Annotated in this window: 11 protein-coding genes; 7 read left to right on the top strand and 4 right to left on the bottom strand. The window is 55.7% G+C overall.

The window, feature by feature from the left end:
* Positions 1–42: 42 nt before the first annotated feature.
* Together pstA and WG891_RS04395 are read right to left on the bottom strand one after the other, a co-directional pair.
* Complete coding sequence (gene pstA / locus WG891_RS04390) at positions 43–1,695, bottom strand: phosphate ABC transporter permease PstA (RefSeq protein ID WP_337263440.1); 1,653 nt, start codon at positions 1,693–1,695, stop codon at positions 43–45.
* Complete coding sequence (locus WG891_RS04395; protein WP_337263439.1) at positions 1,692–3,866, bottom strand: ABC transporter permease subunit; 2,175 nt, start codon at positions 3,864–3,866, stop codon at positions 1,692–1,694. Before WG891_RS04395 ends, pstA begins: the two co-directional genes overlap by 4 nt.
* Positions 3,867–4,123: 257 nt before the next feature.
* On the opposite strand from WG891_RS04395, the gene ppk1 reads away from it, so the two are divergent.
* On the top strand, positions 4,124–6,187 hold the full coding sequence (gene ppk1 / locus WG891_RS04400; protein WP_337263438.1) for a polyphosphate kinase 1: 2,064 nt from the start codon (positions 4,124–4,126) through the stop codon (positions 6,185–6,187).
* 10 nt (positions 6,188–6,197) lie between these two features.
* The gene (gene ppx / locus WG891_RS04405) at positions 6,198–7,748 is read left to right on the top strand and encodes an exopolyphosphatase (protein ID WP_337263437.1); all 1,551 of its coding nucleotides are present in this window, start codon (positions 6,198–6,200) and stop codon (positions 7,746–7,748) included.
* Between the two features lie 106 nt (positions 7,749–7,854).
* On the opposite strand, the gene WG891_RS04410 is transcribed toward ppx, so the two are convergent.
* Complete coding sequence (locus WG891_RS04410) at positions 7,855–10,080, bottom strand: sensor domain-containing phosphodiesterase (protein WP_337263436.1); 2,226 nt, start codon at positions 10,078–10,080, stop codon at positions 7,855–7,857.
* A 426-nt stretch (positions 10,081–10,506) separates the two neighbouring features.
* Between WG891_RS04410 and WG891_RS04415 the strand changes: the two genes are divergently transcribed.
* The 3 genes from WG891_RS04415 to WG891_RS04425 all read left to right on the top strand — a co-directional run bounded on the left by WG891_RS04415 (position 10,507) and on the right by WG891_RS04425 (position 15,821).
* Entirely contained in the window at positions 10,507–10,674 is a 168-nt protein-coding gene (locus WG891_RS04415; protein ID WP_337263435.1) for a YfgG family protein, read from the top strand.
* Positions 10,675–10,879: 205 nt separating this feature from the next.
* Positions 10,880–12,313, top strand: a complete 1,434-nt coding sequence (mgtE, locus tag WG891_RS04420; protein ID WP_337263434.1) for a magnesium transporter — start codon at positions 10,880–10,882, stop codon at positions 12,311–12,313.
* A 166-nt stretch (positions 12,314–12,479) separates the two neighbouring features.
* Positions 12,480–15,821, top strand: coding sequence for a diguanylate cyclase (locus WG891_RS04425; protein WP_337263433.1), 3,342 nt, complete (start codon positions 12,480–12,482; stop codon positions 15,819–15,821).
* Here WG891_RS04425 and alkA read toward each other — a convergent pair.
* Positions 15,789–17,297, bottom strand: coding sequence for a DNA-3-methyladenine glycosylase 2 (gene alkA / locus WG891_RS04430; RefSeq protein WP_337263432.1), 1,509 nt, complete (start codon positions 17,295–17,297; stop codon positions 15,789–15,791). The genes WG891_RS04425 and alkA overlap by 33 nt on opposite strands.
* 177 nt (positions 17,298–17,474) lie before the next feature.
* Here alkA and yegD point away from each other — a divergent pair, with 177 nt between their 5' ends.
* Positions 17,475–18,827 (top strand): molecular chaperone, encoded by a 1,353-nt coding sequence (yegD, locus tag WG891_RS04435; protein WP_337263431.1) that lies wholly within the window; start codon positions 17,475–17,477, stop codon positions 18,825–18,827.
* A 21-nt stretch (positions 18,828–18,848) separates the two neighbouring features.
* A complete protein-coding gene (locus WG891_RS04440; RefSeq protein ID WP_337263430.1) occupies positions 18,849–19,397 on the top strand; it encodes a GNAT family N-acetyltransferase in 549 nt (182 codons plus the stop codon).
* Positions 19,398–19,637 lie beyond the last annotated feature (240 nt).

Here is a 19,637-nt window from a genome sequence, read left to right on the forward strand (position 1 = left end):
TACTCCCCAAGGCGTCGATGTTATCACCAGCCTTATTCAGAACTATTGTGACCATGTTTTATACCGCTCCCGCAGCGAATGGCGAATGCCCATCGCCGCCAGATTAAGCCCCACCACAATCAGCACCAGCAGGAACGCCGTGGCAAACACCAGCGGCCTCGCGGCCTCTACGCTAGGGCTTTGAAACGCCATATCGTAGATCTGGAAGCTGAGGTGCATGAATTTCCGCTCGAGGTGCAGATACGGGAAAATATCATCTACCGGCAGCACCGGCACCGATTTCACCACCCCCACCAGCATCAACGGCGCCGTTTCCCCCGCCGCGCGCGCCACGGCCAGAATCAACCCGGTCATCATCGCCGGGGCCGCCATCGGCAGCACAATGCGCCACAGCGTTTCCGCCCGGGTGGCTCCCAGCGCCAACGAGCCCTGGCGCAGCGAGGCAGGAATACGTGACAGCCCTTCCTCGGTCGCCACAATCACCACCGGCAACGTCAGTAAGGCCAGCGTCAGCGCGGCCCACAGCACGCCGGGCGTACCGAAAGTGGGGTTCGGCAGCGATGCCGGATAAAACAGCTGATCGAGAGTGCCACCAATCATATAAACAAAAAAGCCCAGGCCAAATACGCCGTAAACGATCGAGGGCACCCCGGCCAGGTTGACCACGGCAATGCGGATCAGGCGCGTCAGAAGATTATTACCCGCATATTCATGCAAATAGAGCGCGGCAATAACGCCAAACGGCATCACCACGATCGACATCAGGATCACCATCAGCACGGTGCCGAAAATGGCCGGGAACACGCCGCCTTCAGTGTTGGCCTCGCGCGGGCTGTCGGTAAGAAATTTTTGTACCTGATCGGCCCAGTGTGCCAGTTTCTGCCCGCTTCCCATGGCGTTCGGATACCAGGCATCACGCACCTGGCTCAGTGGAATGGTATGAATCTGCCCATGCATGTCGCGTAACAACAGGGCATCACGCTCGCGATCGCGATTCAGCCCCTGCAACTTGTCGGCCAGTTGCCGGTACTGACGCTGTAATTCCAGCCTTTCGGCGCGGATCGAGGCCTGTAAACGCTCATCCAACTGATTATCGCGCTGCAGGCTTTTCTCCCGCAGGCGCAGGCTTTCAAATTGCTGATTAATGCGCGCCATCTCGCGGAACTGAATATCGTGCGCCTGACGAGAAAGTGCCGCGATCTGTGGCAAACGCTGTTGCAACGCCTGGCTGAGATCGCGCCCGGTCAATGGCTGGCCATCCTCCAGCATCCCGGCCAGATAACCGTAGGCAGTTCCATTGGTGTTGCGCTCCAACACCAGCACATCGGGCGGCGTGGTTTGCAGGCTGACGTCGCTGGCCAGCAAGGTACGGAAATCCTGCCCTTCGCTTTCACGGTTGCCTACCTTGATCAGATAACGGGTGAAGCTTGCCGCATCATCCGCAGGCAATGCGATGCCGGAGTCCTGCAATTGGCGGCGTGAAAGGGTCTGCTGCTGATAAAGCTCACCGATCACCGTCACCGGCCCGGCAGCGCTTTGATTCAATTCGAACTGGTACACCGGGCTCGGCCAGAAATAACGCATGCCCTGCCCGGCTAACAGCAGCAAGATGCCGATCAGCGCCAATAAGCTGACCGCCACCGACGCGGCCGTCAGCCAAATCCACGGAGAGCCGCTGCCAATCCACTTTCTCATGGCGTCTCCTGATTCAGCGTATAACGCTCACGCAGGCGTAGACGCACCGCCTCAGCCAAGGTGTTAAACATAAAGGTAAAGATAAACAGCACCAGGGCGGTGAGGAACAGCACGCGATAATGGCTGCTGCCAACCACCGCCTCCGGCATTTCAATGGCGATGTTGGCAGCCAGCGCGCGCAGGCCCTGGAACAGGCTGCCGTCGATAATCGGCGTATTGCCGGTGGCCATCAGTACGATCATGGTTTCCCCCACCGCACGGCCAAAGCCAATCATTAGCGCAGAGAATATCCCGGCACTGGCAGAGGGCAACACCACGCGCACCACGGTTTGCCACTGAGTGGCTCCCAGCGCCAGCGAACCGCGGCTAAGCGCAGTGGGCACGCTGAACAGAGCGTCCTCCGCCAGCGAGAAAATAATCGGTACCAGCGCAAACCCCATCGCCACGCCGACCACCAGCGTGTTGCGCTGATCGTACCCTTCACCTAGCCAATAGTGCAGCGGCTCGCCGAACAGCTGTAATTCCAGCCACGGCCCAACGGCAAACGCCAGCCAGACGGTCAGCACTACCAGCGGCAGCAACACCAATAAATCCATCCCTGGGGCCAAACGGCGCGGAGCAAAGCGGTTTACCAGCCAGCCGCACAGTAGCACTACCAGCGCCAGCAACAGCGGCAAACTCAGCACCGCCAGCAGATAATCCCCCATCAGCGGTGCTAACCAGATCCCGGCAACCAACCCAATCACCACCGTCGGCAATGCGCCCATTACTTCCACCGCCGGTTTCACCACGCGTCGCAGCCCGGCCGACATAAAGCAGGCGGTATAGATTGCCCCGGCCAAGGCCAGCGGCACGGCGAACAGCATGGAATAGCCCGCCGCCTTGAAGGTGCCAAAAATCACCGGGATCAGGCTGAATTTGGCCTGATAGCTGTCTTCACCCGAGGTGGACTGCCAGACGTAAGCCGGTTCGGGGTAATTTTCATACCACAGTTTCTGCCACAGCGAGCGCCAAGTGACATCAGGATAGAGGTTATCCACGCTGTAATGCAGCCACCCCTGAGACGTTTCCAACAGCAGGCCATCGCCACGCGGTGCAAAGGCCATCTGCCGCACCTCGTCGGGCAATGTGGTCTGCAGCAATGGCTGCGGCTGAATGCTGGAGAACAGTGAGAATGCGCCCCCCGGTTGCCATGCGGCAAACACCCGGCGATACGGCTCGGTTACCAGCAGTTCCTGCGGCAATGCCTGATGCGCAAACTGCTGTATCGGCGTCAGTTGCCGTTGCTGATTTTTTTCCACCTCGAACCACTCACGCAGGCTGCCGTCCCCGGCGCGGATCAACAGGGCGCTGCCGCCAGACAAGGCCGTCAGATGATAAGGCGGGTGTTCCCCAAGCGTGCGTGTCTCACGCAAAGATAGCTGGGTGGCTTCGATCTGATAGCGGGCCAGCTGATTCCCGGTGAGTAAATAGAGTTGGCGGCCATCCGGCGTCAAAAACAGTTGCTGCGCAGCGGCACTCAGTTGCACCTGCATCAGCTGCGCGGGCACCGCAGAGTTGAAACGGCCAAACAGCAGACGATGATCCTCCGTGACCGCCGCCAGCAGGGTCGCTCCCGCGCGCGTTTCCGCCAGCGCCAGCAGCGCCAGCGGCCGCCCTTGAGGATCAAATGCCACTGGCTCCTGGCCTAACGGAAAACGCCATTGCGCCAGGCTGCCACCCGCCGGGGCAAAATCGGCCTGGGTAACGATCACGCGGCCATCGGCCTGGGCCAATGCGAACAGATCGCGCGTTCCTACCGCCTGCGCCATCAATACCGGTTTATCCAGCAGGGATTGTTGCGCTAACGGTTGCCCAGCGCTGGCCTCACCCTGTGCGGCCAAGCGATAAAAACGGCCTTCGCCCTGTTGATCGATGCGGTAACCGATACGCTGCTGCACATCCATGCCAATCGCCCAGGCAGGAGAGGCACTGACGATCGGTAACGGGCGCGCGCTGCCGATGGATGCCGGTTTGAACAGCGGCAGTACCGACAGCAGCAGATAGACAAAAATCAGCATCAGCGTCATCAACACCAGCAATCCGGTAGCAGTGACAGCGCCCTGCACGCCACGATCGACGAATGCCCGCCAACGATCGCGGGGATGTTGATTTACCCTTGTCTGTCCCATGTCTCTCGCTGTCTGCTCCATTTTCTGGCTGGCGTCCTAAGATAACCGGGCATCTTATGTCAGTTTTGTGACGTTTGCATGACAAAACTTCCCGGCGTTATCCTCTGCAGTGCGAGGTGACAACGGCATGGCTCGCTGACCGGTAAGGTGCCACAAACCCGTAGATATGTTGGACATTCCTGGCAATCTCTCGCAATAATGAAGTAAGACACTGGGCGGTGTCCCGAGTCCTTTTCTAAAATTGAACTGGAGTGGCAATGGGTCAGGAAAAGCTCTACATCGATAAAGAACTAAGCTGGTTATCCTTTAATGAGCGTGTATTGCAGGAAGCCGCAGATAAGAGCAATCCCCTGATTGAGCGCATGCGGTTTCTGGGCATTTACTCCAATAACCTGGATGAGTTTTATAAAGTCCGCTTTGCTGAACTGAAACGGCGCATCTTAATCAGCGAGGAACAGGGTTCGGGGGGTATGTCGCGCCATTTGCTGAAAAAAATTCAGGCCAAGGTGCTAAAAACCGATCAGGAGTTCGACAGCCTGTACAACGATCTGCTGCTGGAAATGGCACGCAATCAAATCTTCCTGATCAATGAGCGGCAGGTATCGGAAAACCAGCAAATCTGGCTGCGGCAATATTTCAAACAGCACCTGCGGCCGCACATCACGCCGATCCTGATTAATCACGACACCAATCTGGTGCAGTTTCTGAAAGATGATTACACCTACCTGGCGGTGGAGATTATCCGCGGCACGCGCATTGACTATGCGCTGCTGGAAATTCCGTCCGACAAGGTGCCGCGTTTCGTCAATCTGCCGCCGGAAGCACCGCGCCGCCGCAAACCGATGATCCTGCTGGACAATATTCTGCGCTATTGCCTGGACGATATCTTCAAGGGGTTCTTTGATTACGACACCCTCAACGCCTATTCGATGAAAATGACGCGCGACGCGGAATACGATCTGGTGACCGAGATGGAGTCCAGCCTGCTGGAACTGATGTCCTCCAGCCTGAAACAGCGCCTCACCGCCGAGCCGGTACGCTTCGTTTATCAACGCGATATGCCCAATGAGATGGTGGAGTTGCTGCGCAACAAGCTGGGGATCTCCAACTATGACTCGGTGATCGCCGGTGGGCGTTACAATAACTTCAAGGATTTCATCAGTTTCCCCAACGTTGGCAAAGCCAATCTGGTCAACCGCCCGCTGCCGCGCCTGCGTCATGTCTGGTTCGATAAATTCCGCAACGGTTTTGACGCCATCCGCGAGCAGGATGTGCTGCTGTACTACCCGTATCACACCTTTGAGCACGTACTGGAGTTGTTGCGCCAGGCGTCGTTCGATCCCAGCGTGCTGGCGATCAAAATCAACATTTATCGGGTGGCAAAAGACTCACGCATCATTGAATCGATGATCCATGCGGCACACAACGGTAAAAAAGTCACCGTGGTGGTCGAGCTGCAGGCCCGCTTTGATGAAGAGGCCAACATCCATTGGGCCAAGCGCCTGACGGAAGCCGGGGTGCACGTCATCTTCTCCGCACCGGGGCTGAAAATCCACGCCAAACTGTTCCTGATCTCACGCCGTGAAGGCGATGATATTGTGCGCTATGCTCATATAGGTACGGGTAACTTTAACGAGAAGACCGCCCGTATTTACACCGACTACTCGCTGCTGACCGCCGATGCACGCATCACCAACGAAGTACGCCGGGTGTTCAATTTTATCGAAAACCCATACCGGCCGGTCACCTTCGACAATTTGATGGTATCACCGCAGAACTCCAGGCGGATGCTGTATGAGCTGATCGATCGTGAAATCGTCACCGCCCAAGCCGGGGAAAACGCCGGTATTATGTTGAAAGTGAATAATCTGGTGGATAAGGGGCTGGTCGATCGGCTGTACACCGCTGCCGCTGCCGGGGTAAAAATTCGCCTGTTGGTGCGTGGGATGTGTTCTTTGATTCCCAACCTGCCGGGGATCAGTGACAATATTCAGGTGATCAGCATCGTGGACCGCTACCTGGAACACGACCGGGTCTACGTATTTGAAAACAAAGGTGACAAACGGGTGTATCTCTCATCAGCAGACTGGATGACCCGAAATATAGATTACCGCATCGAAGTGGCGGTATCGCTGTTGGATCCGGCGCTGAAACAGCGCGTTCTGGATATTCTGGAGATCCTGTTCAGCGATACGGTCAAAGCCCGTTATATCGATAAAGAACTCAGCAACCAGTACGTGCCGCGCGGTAATCGCCGCAAAGTGCGCGCCCAGGTGGCTATTTATGAGTATTTAAAAGCTCTGGAACAACCGGGAAAGTAGGCCAGCAACTATGCCGCTAAAAAGCACTACAGCCAATAAACCGCAGGAAATCGCTGCCATCGACCTTGGGTCGAACAGTTTCCACATGGTGATTGCTCGCGTCGTCAACGGCGCCTTACAGGTATTGGGGCGTTTAAAACAGCGGGTACACCTCGCCGATGGGTTGGACAGTAACAATGTCCTCAGCGAAGAGGCCATGGAGCGCGGCCTGGCCTGCCTGGCACTATTTGCCGAGCGGTTGCAAGGATTCCCGGCAGATAACGTCACCATCGTCGGGACACATACTCTGCGTCAGGCGGTGAATGCGGAAGTCTTCCTGAAACGGGCGGCCAAGGTAATCCCTTATCCAATCGAGATTATCGCCGGGCAGGAAGAAGCACGTCTGATCTTTATGGGGGTGGAGCACACCCAGCCGGAGAAAGGCCGCAAGCTGGTGATCGATATCGGCGGTGGTTCTACCGAACTGGTGATTGGCGAGGATTTCGAACCCTTGCTGGCGGAAAGCCGCCGCATGGGGTGTGTCAGCTTCGCACAACAGTTTTTCCCCGAGGGGGAAATCAGCAAAACCAACTTCAGGCGCGCACGGCTGGCCGCAGCGCAGAAGCTGGAAACCCTGGCCTGGCAATACCGTATTCAGGGTTGGCAATACGCTCTGGGTGCCTCCGGCACCATCAAGGCCGCCCATGAAGTGCTGGTCGCGAGCGGCGAAAAAGACGGCCTGATCACGCCGGAGCGCCTGGAAATGCTGGTGGAACAGGTTCTGCAGTTTAAAAACTTCAGCGCCCTGAGTTTGCCGGGGCTGACGGAAGATCGCCAATCGGTGTTTGTACCTGGGTTGGCTATCCTGTGTGGGGTATTTGATGCGCTGGCCATCCGCGACCTGCGTCTATCTGACGGGGCGCTGCGTGAAGGCGTTCTGTATGAAATGGAAGGCCGCTTCCGCCACCAGGATATCCGCAGCCGCACGGCAACCAGCCTGGCCGATCACTACAATATTGACCGTGAGCAGGCCAAACGCGTTCTGGACACCACGGAACTGCTGTATGCCCAATGGATGGCGCAAAATACCAAACTGGTGCAACCGCAACTGGAAGCCTTGCTGCGATGGGCTGCGATGCTGCATGAGGTTGGGCTGAGCATCAACCACAGCGGCATGCATCGCCACTCGGCCTATATCCTGCAAAATACTAACCTGCCCGGTTTTAATCAGGAGCAGCAGTGGTTATTAGCCGCCCTGGTGCGCTTCCATCGCAAGGCGATCAAGCTGGAAGAGTTACCACGGCTGAACCTGTTCAAGAAAAAATACTATCTGCCGCTGATTCAGTTACTGCGCTTGAGCACCCTGCTCAACAATCAGCGTCAATCTACCACCACGCCCGAAACGCTGCGCCTGGTGACCGACGATAACCATTGGACGCTGCGTTTCCCGGCTGGCTATCTGGCACAGAATAACCTGGTGCAACTGGATTTCGAGCGTGAACAGGCTTATTGGAATGACGTGGTGGGCTGGCAGTTGATGATCGAAGAAGAAGCTGAGCAGAACGAACAGCGTTCGGCATGATATGAATCTGTCGCCCTCTTCATAGAGGGCGACATCTCAGTGGCAGGTGCTGGCTGTATTACTCAGCCCATTGATGGGCCTTCTGCAACGCGGATTATTCAGGGTCTTACCCTTCTTCATCCGGCTGCGCCAAAGACACCAGCGGTTGGGGTTCACCAATAAAATAGCCCTGCATATAATCCACCCCCAGGCTTTTCAACACATCGCGCTGCTCCGCCGTTTCCACATATTCCGCCACGATCGATAACCGCTGCATCAACGCGACTTTGCAGATTGACGAAATGATCTGGAAATCCACCTTATTGGTCAGCATACCGCGCACAAAACTGCCTTCGATCTTCAGCGTATCCACATGCAACTCTTTCAGGCGATCGTAGGTAGCATAACCGGTGCCGAAATCGTCCAGTGCAATGCGGCACCCCATTTGGCGCAGCTCTCTCAACGAGTTCTTGGCATATTTCACATCCTGCACCAGATGAGACTCTGTCACTTCCAGCGCCAGTTGATAGGGTTCAATCTGGTATTGTTGCAACGCGCTGTACACGTCCTGACACAAGCTCGGGCGGCACAGCGAAGAAGGGGAAAGATTCACGGCAAAACGTGCGCTGGGCATGGCTTCCCGGTGCTGATCCATAAACTGCAGGGTCTGACGCAGCACCCACAGATCCAACTGATAGGCCAGGCCAAACTCATGCACCACCGGCATAAACTCGCCAGGGGACACCGTGTTGTTGTCATCATCCAGCATCCGCAGCAAAATTTCGTGATACGTATCGCCACGCACACCGACAATCGGCTGTGCCATCAGGACAAAGCTGTCGTTATCCAGCGAGCGCTGTACCCAGTGCAGCAAGGCAACTTTGCGTTTGATCTCTTCCTGTGCGACGTGATGATCGTTCTGCACGTTCTCCGCCCGGCCGCTGGTCAGTGACATCTCTGCCAATGAGCTCAACTCCCCCAGCAGCAAATGCAAATGCGCCACTTCTGAGTACACACCGCAATAGCTGATCCCCAGCGGTGGGTGAATCGGCAGGCCATTCCACACCAGGCGGAATTTCTCCAGCGTACTCTGGATGGTGGCCACCTTGGCTTCAGCGTTAGAGCCATTCAGCCGCAGCACCAGATCGTACCCCGGCAGATGATAAACATCTTCCCCCTCTTCCAGTACTCCGCGCAAGGTGCTGGCTAACTTCTGTTTGAAGCGGATGCGCAGTTGCATACCGTAGTTACGGCTGAGCAGGTCCAGTTCGGAGATGCGCAAAAAACAGAGGGTAGAACGCGGCGTTTTCGCCAAATCGCGTTTCAATGCGCGCAAATTAGGCAAGCCAATCACCGGATCCTTCAACGAAGCACTCTGGGCCTTGGCATGATCCATCCGTTGGCGCGTATGCACCGCCGAAGTCAGTAGAATACTGAGCGTGAACGCCAGCATCATCGAAGAGATCATCGTCAGGTTATGTAACAAATTGCTCCACTGCACATAGCCTGGGTAGTTAAAGAACAGGACTATCAGGGTTGCGGCCCAGATAATGCCATTAAACTGGTAGCCAAAACGCATGGCGCTGTACAGCATCACCGGCAAGAGTAAAGTCAGACTGTAATCCGGCACCTGCAAATAATTGGTGTCCGCCGTATGATAAGACAGCACAAACACCAGCACGCATAGCACGGAAAACCACAGTTGCAGCTCACTCTTTTTCACCGACGGCGCGATCTCGCGGCAAATGCGCCCCCACAGCACCCTGGCGAATCTGGGGTTCTTAATAATCCGCAACACAAAGTAAAACAGTTGCATAGAAGAGAGGCAGCCAATCAGCACCGCCTGAAAATTGACCAGGGTATGCAGGTTAATACCGTTACCCGGCATCATCCCGAGTTCATCGGGCAGCAGATCGAGGCCGATAATTAACTTCAAGCCAAAGATAAATAGCAACGGAGGCATGGCAACCAGCCAGATAAGCCGATATTTGCCAAGCTTCAGTTCTGAAAAACCCGCACACCAGCGGTTCTGAGACTGGTAGCGATACCCCCACCAGCAAATACTCAGGCATGCCAAATAGAACAGGGTCATGATGACCGTGATATCGATCCCGGCGCGATCGGAATAACGGATAAAAACCGCCACAGCGATCCCTGGCAGTGCACGCCAGTCGTAAACCATCAGCAGAGAAAAACAGACCGCCAAAGGCAAATAGATCAGATAGGCCTTACCTTCAGGCAACATAAGACGCGGCGATAACCAACCGGCAACAGGCAAGATCAGCAGGCTCAGCACAATAGGCTGCCCCCACCAATGATCGCGTAACTTATTCCAGAATTTCAAAATACTCATCAAAACACTTTATCCACCCATGCGTGATTCATTTCATCGCTTGAACATAATTTAAATCGCAGAGAAGAGTCCTATCTAACTCCAATGCCATTCGTCAAACACGGCTGAGATACGCTGATTCAGCATCAAGAATGGCTGCGTATTCTATTCGCTGCAATCGCTCAAGATTTGACCATAATCAATTAATAGAGAAAAGATGAATAAAAACTCAAAAGAGCTTTGTCCTGCTAATAATAACCTACTCATACTCAACAAAAAATCAGACAATAGCTAAACAGGGCTTAAATGCATAATGTAATAAGATAGAAATAAATAGACACCTTTTGTCATCACTACATAGAATTAGGACATTAACTCACTGAATATCAATAAATAAGCACTTCTAAAAGTGGGCGGCGTAAGGCTGCAACTGATTCGGATGATAATATGAAAAGAAAAACGCCTGGGCGCATGACCAAGATCGTCCTACTAATAAGTTTTATCATTTTAGTTGGCCGTCTGCTGTATGCTGCCATAGTCGCCATTCCCCATCATCAGGAAAGAAGTATGACCCCAGGTCCACAGAGTCATCAGATCGACTTGGATAATCAGTGAGTTCTCGCTCAATACCAAGACAACCTCCACGCTTTTCATCCGTGTGGAAACGAATAATTAAGCAGCCTGTAATACATTCAGACCCCTTACTTATTCCTCACTTCCGCGCTGGTTGCATAAAAATGACGCCCGCCGCCGCTATGCTCTATCTTGTAAAGATAGTCGTAAAGGAACCGTTTGTACCTAGTCAGCGTTAAGGAACACCATGTCCACCGCCACACATAATGTCAAAAAGGTCGCTGAATACCGTCAGCGTATCCTGAGTCTGCTGTTAAATAACAAAGAGTTGGTTGACGGTATTCTCGGCCGCCCTGGGGATCAGAAAGCACTCAGCAAAAGCGAGCTGCTGGATCATACGGCCGAAATTACCCACCTGTTGGAAGACATGCACGCCGCCGATCTGGCAGACCTTCTAGAAGCCCTGCCACAAGACCAACGTCTGGCGCTGTGGCGGCTGGTCGATAACACCAAACGGGGTCAAACGCTGGTGGAAGTGGCGGAGCCGGTGTGGGATAGCCTGATCGAAGAGATGAGCGATAAAGATCTGCTCAAAGCAATCAAAACGCTGGACGTCGATGAACAGGCCTACCTGGCCCAGTATCTGCCGCGCAACCTGATGGGGCGCCTGCTCACGTCGCTGGAGCCGGGTGAGCGCACGCAGGTGCGGGAAATGGTGCACTATGGCAAGGATACCGTCGGCTGGATGATGGATTTCGAACTGGTCACGGTGCGCCCGGATGTTTCCCTTGGTACCGTACATCGCTTTCTGCGTCAGCGTAAAACCATCCCAGATGCCACCGACAAACTGTTCGTCACCGATCGCAAAAATACGCTGCTCGGTGAGTTTCCGCTGACGGCGATACTGCTCAACGGTCCGCATACCCTGGTATCTCAGGTAATGGACAGCGATCCCACCACCTTTCAGCCTGAAGATAAAGCCGAGGCGGCAGCCAGCGCATTCGAACGTTATGACCTGATCAGCGCCCCGGTGGTCGACGCCAAGGGCAAACTGATGGGGCGCCTGACCATCGAAGAGATCGTTGACGTCGTCAACGAAGAAAGTGATACCACTCTGCGCCGCATGGGGGGGTTAAGCCCGGACGAAGACGTCTTTGCGCCGGTCAGCAAAGCGGTGAAAACCCGCTGGGCCTGGCTGGCGATCAATCTGTGCACTGCCTTTATCGCTTCGCGCGTCATCGGGTTGTTCGAACATACCATTTCACAACTGGTAGCCCTGGCTACTCTGATGCCGATCGTCGCCGGCATTGGCGGTAATACCGGGAATCAGACGATTACCATGATCGTGCGGGCGCTGGCGCTGCACCAGATTGAAGTCGGTAATATCTCGCGGCTGCTGCTGAGAGAACTGGGGGTCGCATTGATCAACGGTTTCGTTTGGGGGGGCATCATGGGGTTAGTCACCTACTTGCTGTATGGCGATCTGGCCATGGGCGGCGTGATGACATTAGCCATGATCCTGAACCTGCTGGTAGCAGCGCTGATGGGCGTGGTGATACCCATGACCATGCTTAAGCTGGGGCGCGATCCGGCAGTGGGTTCCAGCGTATTGATTACCGCGCTGACCGATACCGGCGGGTTCTTTATTTTCCTTGGTCTGGCCACCATTTTCCTGATCTAACGTGGTTTTGCCGGTGCATGCACCGGCAAGCAACGAACTATCCAGGCCCGCTTAATCTCAGCTAATAGGCATTTATCACGCATTATACTAATCTGTTGGTAGTAAAATCCCCACTTTCAGCGGTAATGTTCTTTACCCGTGGTTGATAGTACAGTTAAGGTTACTCATGGACATCAGCGCAGCACATCATCCTACGCCCCCCAAAAGCTCTCTACTGGCTCACTCGCTGCTGATGGCTATCGTCGTGTTCCTGCTGGCATATCTTTGCCTGACCCTGTCGACCGAATCCAGCGATTTTACCCCACTGTGGTTCCCGACCGCCGCCATTATCATCGTGTTATACCGGCATCCCCCCAACCACTGGCCGCTACCGCTGCTGCTGTGCGCGGCCAGCATCTGCACGGCCAGTTTTATTCTGTTCGGTTTCAGTTGGTTTCCGGTCAAGCTGACACTGACCAACCTGCTGGAAGCGGTCGTCAGTACCCTGCTGTTGCGCTGGGTGCTGCAGCCTGCCGATCCGCTCAACGGCTTGGCAAGTTGGCTGAAATTTGTCATCTGTGCGGTCATCTTTACCCCCATGTTCAGCGCTCTGCTGGCAACCTACTGGGCCACTCAACTTGGGCAACCCTTCTGGCAGTCATTCAGTACCTGGTTTATTTCTGAGGCCGTTGGAGTACTTGCGCTGGCGCCCATCGGATTGGTTTATCGTCGTTCCATGCTGAAAACGCTGAATCGGGTTGAGCTACTGTTAACCCTGATTGCGACATTGGTTTTCAGCTATCTGGCGCTGACCAACCTGCCCTACCCGTTTATTTTTATTATTTTACCGCTCCTGTGGGCCGCCATTCGCCTGCCCAGACTCGAAGCCTTTATCATCTGTTTTGCCACCACGCTGATCATCACCATGGTTGTTTCACTGGGACTGATGCATTTCCCGGATCGCGGACTGTACCTTGGTAATGTTGAAATTTATCTGCCAATCATTCTGCTTTTGATCTCGGCCCATGTCATGGTGATGGTAATGCACGCCTTCCGGGTAGAAAAAGAGCATATCGAGGAGAGCGAAGCCCGTTTTCGCAACGCACTGGAGTATTCCGCTATCGGCATGGCCCTGGTCTCGCCGGAAGGGAAATGGTTACAGGTAAATCAGGCGCTGTGCAAGCTGCTGCGCTACCCGCCCGAAGCCCTGTGCAGCCTGACCTTTCAGGAGATCACCCATCCAGACGATCTGAATGCCGATCTGACCCAGTCGCAAGAACTGCTGGCAGGCCATATCAGCAGCTATACCCTGGAAAAACGCTTTATCCGCAGCGATGGTGAAAGCGTCTGGACGCTGTTGGCAGTCTCACTGGTGCGCGATCCCAGCGGTCAACCGCTGTATTTTATTTCCCAGGTAGAGGACATCAACAACCTGAAGCAGGCTGAGGCTGAGAATCGCCTCCTGATAGAACGTATTACGCTGGCCAATCTGGCAGGCGGGATCGGCGTGTGGGAATGGGTAATCGACAAGCAACAGCTCATCTGGAACAAACGCATGTTCGAGCTGTACGACCTGCCCCAGGATCAGATACCTACCCCAGGGCTGTGGCGTTCACTGCTGCTGCCCGAAGATCTGGCGCGTCTCAATCAACTGATCGCCCAGGTTATGGAACGTCCACAATTGTTCGTCACCGAATTCCGTATCCTGACCCGCAAAGGCAACCTGCGTCATATTCGTGGGCAAGGTAACCTGTTGCTGGATGAGCATGGCAAACCACAGCGCCTGCTGGGCACCAATATTGACATGACGGAATTCGTCGCGCTGACCGAAGCACTGCATGAAGAAAAAGAGCGCCTGCACATCACGCTGGATGCAATTGGAGAAGGGGTGATTTCTACCGACAGCGAGATGCGCATTACCTTTATGAACCCGATCGCCGAGCAGATGTCCGGCTGGCCACTGGAACTGGCACTCGGCATGCCCATCACCGGCGTAGTGCGTATCACCAATGGCAAAGACGGGCCTGAGGTCGAAAACCCGGTACAGTCCTGCCTGCAGGACGGCCCCCCCCTTCCGACGGATTATGCTCTGGTGCTGCACAGCCGTGATGGCCGCCGTTTCGACGTACAAGCCTCCGTTTCACCGCTGAAAACCCTTGAAGGGGGAGTGATGGGAGCGGTGATGGTGCTGCAGGACGTCAGCGCCTCGCGGGAACTGATGAAAAAGCTGAGTTACAGCGCCTCGCACGATGCGTTGACCAACCTGCAAAACCGGCCCAGCTTCGAAAAAAGGCTGAAAAGCGCCATTGCCAGCGCTGCCGACAGCGATCAACAACATTCCTTGGCCTTCGTCGATCTCGATCGGTTCAAAGTGGTTAACGACAGCGCCGGACACGCAGCCGGTGATACCTTACTGAAGGAAATTGGCCAACTGATGCAACGTCAGTTACGTAACAGCGACTGCCTGGCCCGGCTGGGCGGAGACGAATTCGGCTTGATCCTGTTCGACTGCTCGCTGGAACAGGCAAAATCGCTGATGCAACAGATGGTCGCGCAAATCAACGCACATCCGTTCTATTGGGAAGGCAAAATCTATTCTGTGGGTGCCAGCGTCGGTATCACCCAGATCAACGCTACCAGCGGCAAGAGCAGCGAACTGATGGCGCAGGCCGATCTCGCCTGTTATACCGCTAAGCATCTTGGCCGTGGTCAGGTTTATATTTATGAAGCCCGGCAAAAACAGCTGCTGGAGCGCCAACACGAACTGCTGACGCGCCAGGAGGTGATGAACATTATTGAACAGCAGCAGTTGCAACTGTACGTCAAGGCGGCGGCACCGCCCAAAACGCCGCAGGCGATCTGTTTCTATCAGCTAGCAGTGCAGGTGACCTCCCCCGATGAGCGCCTGCTGACGTTCGATAATTTCCTCGCTGCCGCTCAGTTGTATAGCCTGCTGCCAGATATCGATCGCTGGGTGATCAAACAAATCCTGGTGCAGTATGCACACCCCCTTCACGATAAGGGGGTTTCCATTGCTCTGCCACTGGCCACAGAAAGCTTGCTGGACAGCACATTCCAACAGGAGCTGCTAAAACAATTGACCGCATCAGCCTTACCGAGCCAGTCGCTGCTGCTGATGGTTGAGGAAGCTATCATCCTGGAGCATGCGGAACAGGTTGGTGAGTTTATTCACCAACTGCAGCAACTGGGCTGCAAACTGATCGTGAATGGCTTCGGGCGTAATTTGAATGCCTTCGATCGCTTAAATAGCCAAAAGATTGATTACATCCGCATCGATGAACGCTTTATCACCAACGTGCACAGCAATCAGATGGACGAACTGATGGTATCGATGCTCAATAGCGCGGCGCATCGGATACATACCCAAACGCTGGCAGGGCCAGTAGACCTGCCGGAAACGTTGAATATGCTGGCGGAGATTGACATCGATCTGGTGGACGGTGATGTTGTCGCAGTGGCAAAACCGCTGGCGGAGTTACTTGACGATAACCATTTCGGCATCAGTTGAAGGTACCCAACCGCCGTTGTGCCACAGATGCAGCGTGGCATAGGAACGCCATGGCCGCCAGCGTTCGGCGTATTGCTCTATCTGGCGCGGGCTCATGCCGGGAAAGCGCTGTTTGATCAGATAATCCCCCGCAAGAAAAACGTCCGGCCATGACCAGGCACGCATCGCAATATAGTTGGCAGTCCAGCTACCGATGCCCGGCAGCGCGGTCAACGTTTTAATGCCTTGTTCAATATCCAATATGTTATCCAGTTGCAAGCGCCCTTCCGTCACCGCTCTGGCCATTCCGATCAGCGCCGCCGCGCGTTTAAGCTGGATCCCTAATGGCCGCAGTTCTTCCGGTTGCAGTTGCGCAACCTTGGCCGCTTCGGGGAACACATGCGTGATGCTGCCGTTAGGCTGCGCCAGCGGAGTGCCCCAGTTTTGCGCCATGCGCCCGGCAAAGGTGGCGGCCATCTTCACGCTGACCAACTGCCCCAATATCGCGCGCGTGGCCTGCTCGAAGCTGTTAACGCATCCCGGCAACCGCAGGCCCGGTGCATCCGCCACTAGGCTGCCCAACGCATCGGCAATGCGATCGGGAGCCGCATCCAGATCGAACAGTTGGCGGATGCGGCGCAGCACCTCGGTGGTGACCCGGCTGAGCGCTGGAGCCACCTCCACCCGCACCCGGTTACGGGCTTCGTCCGGTTGCACGCTCACCCAGCCGCAATAGGCAACGCCCCCCTGCTGGACGGCGATCGAACGCCAATATTGGTTACCTGCGACATGTTCCACGCCATTCACCGCGCGCGCTTGCAGGAAAGCCAGCATCCGTGGCCAATCGTAAGGCGGCCGATACCCCAGATGGAAAACCAGCCCGCTAGTCGCTGCGCGATCAACGCGGCCAGCGGTACTGCGCAGCGCGGAAGGGATCAGGCGATAGCGTGCTTTAAACAGCTCGTTAAAACGGCGCAGGCTGCCGAACCCGGCGGCAAACGCCACCTCGCTCAACGGCAGATCGGTATCCGCCAGCAAGCGCTTGGCCTGCAACAAACGGTGCGACTGGGCGTAATCGATGGGCGATGCACCGAACTGTTCGGCAAAAATGCGCCGCAGATGGCGATCGGAAATTCCCAGGCGGGTAGCCAATTGCTCACAACTGTGCTCTGACAGATAGCCCTGTTCGATCAATTGAACGGCTACCTGCGCATAGCGGTTACCGAGGTCGATCAGCGCCAACCCCGGTGCCAATTCAGGCCGACACTTCAGGCAAGGGCGAAAACCCGCCAGTTCGGCGGCGGCGGCGCTCGGGTAGAACGTGCAGTTTTCGATCTTTGGCGTGCGCGCACTGCACACTGGCCGACAATAAATACCGGTGGAAGACACGCCGACAAAAAAGCGCCCGTCGAACTTACGATCGCGTGCGCTCAACGCGGAGTATAGCGCCTGTTGTTGATCCATCATGCTAACGCTCAGAGTCTGTTTTTTCTTCATTATGGGGCTCGGCCCTGTGGCTGACGTGCGGGAATCGGACATTAACCTGAACCGCCTAAGTTAAGCATGCCGGTACGAACCGCGCTAAATTTTTTGCCACGGGCCCACACGGGTTGCCCAGGCCGAGACTCTCAGGTAAAGTCGCCCCCCTTCATTGGCATGGGGAAATTGAAATAAATGTTTATTGGCTTCGATTATGGAACAGCCAACTGTTCCGTCGCCGTGATGCGGGATAACGGCCCCGAATTACTGACACTGGAAAACCACGAACCCTATCTACCTTCGATGCTGTGCGCGCCGACGCGTGAGGCGGTGAGCGAGTGCCTGCATCGCCACTGGCAGGTGCCTACCGGCAGCGAGGAAAACCAGCAGTTGCTGCGGCGCGCCATCGCCTTCAACCGTGAAGAAGATATCCCGGTCAAGAACGACAGCGTGCTGTTCGGCCTGCAGGCGCTGGCGCACTACATTGAAGATCCGCAAGAGGTCTATTTCGTACGCTCCCCCAAATCCTTCCTCGGGGCTAACGGCCTGAAACCGCAGCAGATCGCGCTGTTTGAAGATCTGGTGTGCGCCATGATGTTCCACATTAAACGCCAGGCGGAAGGCGTGCTGCAAAGCAGTATCGATCAGGCGGTGATTGGCCGGCCGATCAACTTCCAGGGTATCGGCGGTGAAGAAGCCAACCAACAGGCGCAGGGGATTTTGCAACGCGCCGCCGTTCGCGCCGGTTTCAAGCAGATTGAATTCCAGTTTGAACCGGTGGCCGCCGGGCTGGATTTTGAGGCCACGCTGAGCGAAGAGAAAACCGTGCTGGTGGTGGATATCGGCGGGGGCACCACCGACTGCTCACTGCTGCTGATGGGCCCACAATGGCGCGATCGGGCCGAGCGTCAGCATAGCCTGTTGGGGCACAGCGGCTGCCGCGTGGGCGGTAACGATCTGGATATCATGCTGGCGTTCAAACAACTGATGCCATTGTTCGGCATGGGTGGCGAAACCGAAAAAGGCATCGCCCTGCCCGCTCTGCCTTACTGGAATGCGGTGGCAACCAACGACGTTCCGGCCCAGAACGACTTTTACAGCACCGCCAATGGCCGCCTGCTGCACGACCTGATCCGCGATGCCGCCGAACCGGAAAAAGTAAAACGCCTGCTGAAGGTTTACCAGCAACGCCTGAGCTACCGGCTGGTACGCGCGGCTGAAGAGAGTAAAATTGCACTGTCCGATCAGGCCAACGTCCGCACGTCGTTGGCCTTTGTGCAAGCGGATCTGGCAGAAACCATCAGCCAGGATCAACTGGCCGAGGCGATCTCGCAACCGCTGCTGCGTATTCAGGAACAGGTCAGCGCCGCACTGGCCACCAGCCAGTGCACGCCGCAGGTGATCTACCTGACCGGCGGCAGCGCGCGTTCGCCGCTGTTGCGCAGCGCGTTACAACAGCAACTGCCGGGGATCCCGATCGTCGGCGGCAACGACTTCGGCTCGGTCACCGCCGGGTTGGCACGTTGGGCACAAACGCTGTTTCGTTGATTCATACACAGGCACTCAGCGATGACGATTATCTCATTCCAAACAGAACGACTGCGGCTGCGTGAGTGGCAGGACAGCGATCTGCCCGCTTTTGCCGCGCTGAATGCCGATCCTGCGGTAATGACCTATTTCCCTGCGGTCTTAACCCGTGCAGAAAGCGATGCGCTGGCAGATCGTATCCGCCAGTTGATGCAGCAGCAGGGTTGGGGTTTTTGGGCGGTGGAAATTAAAGACGGTGCCCCCTTTATCGGCTTTGTTGGGCTGGCGATCTCCGGTGACGACTTGCCCTGTTCCCCCTGTGTGGAGATCGGCTGGCGGTTGGCGGCAGAACATTGGGGCCAAGGTTATGCCAGCGAAGCGGCCCAAGGCGTCTTAAGCTTTGCATTTAATACGCTTAACCTTGCCGAGGTAGTGTCCTTCACCGCCGAAATCAACCAACCTTCACGCCGGGTGATGGAGCGCATTGGTATGAGGTTCAGCGGCGAAACGTTTGACCATCCGCGTTTGGCGGTTGGGCACCCACTGCGCAAGCATGTGCTGTATCGCAGTACGGTACTTTCGTCTAGGTAAGCGAGGTATGATCGATTTGACTTTCGGTCGCTAAATATCTTGTGCTCATTCGGTAATACAGTGAACGCGCCCGAGCAGGGGGCTCAAGAGCCAGCCCCCTGCACCCCGGCCCTTGCCATATCAGGCGGTCGCTGCGCGACTCCCCTCACTCCACCACGGCGCATCACGGCCGGCTACGACAGGCGTATATGGACCCTCCCGATGATGCCAGTGTTTTTCTTGAATAAAGTGAACAGGTAT

The organism is Serratia sp. MMO-28 (assembly GCF_037199905.1).
Taxonomy (GTDB): domain Bacteria; phylum Pseudomonadota; class Gammaproteobacteria; order Enterobacterales; family Enterobacteriaceae; genus Chania; species Chania oryzae.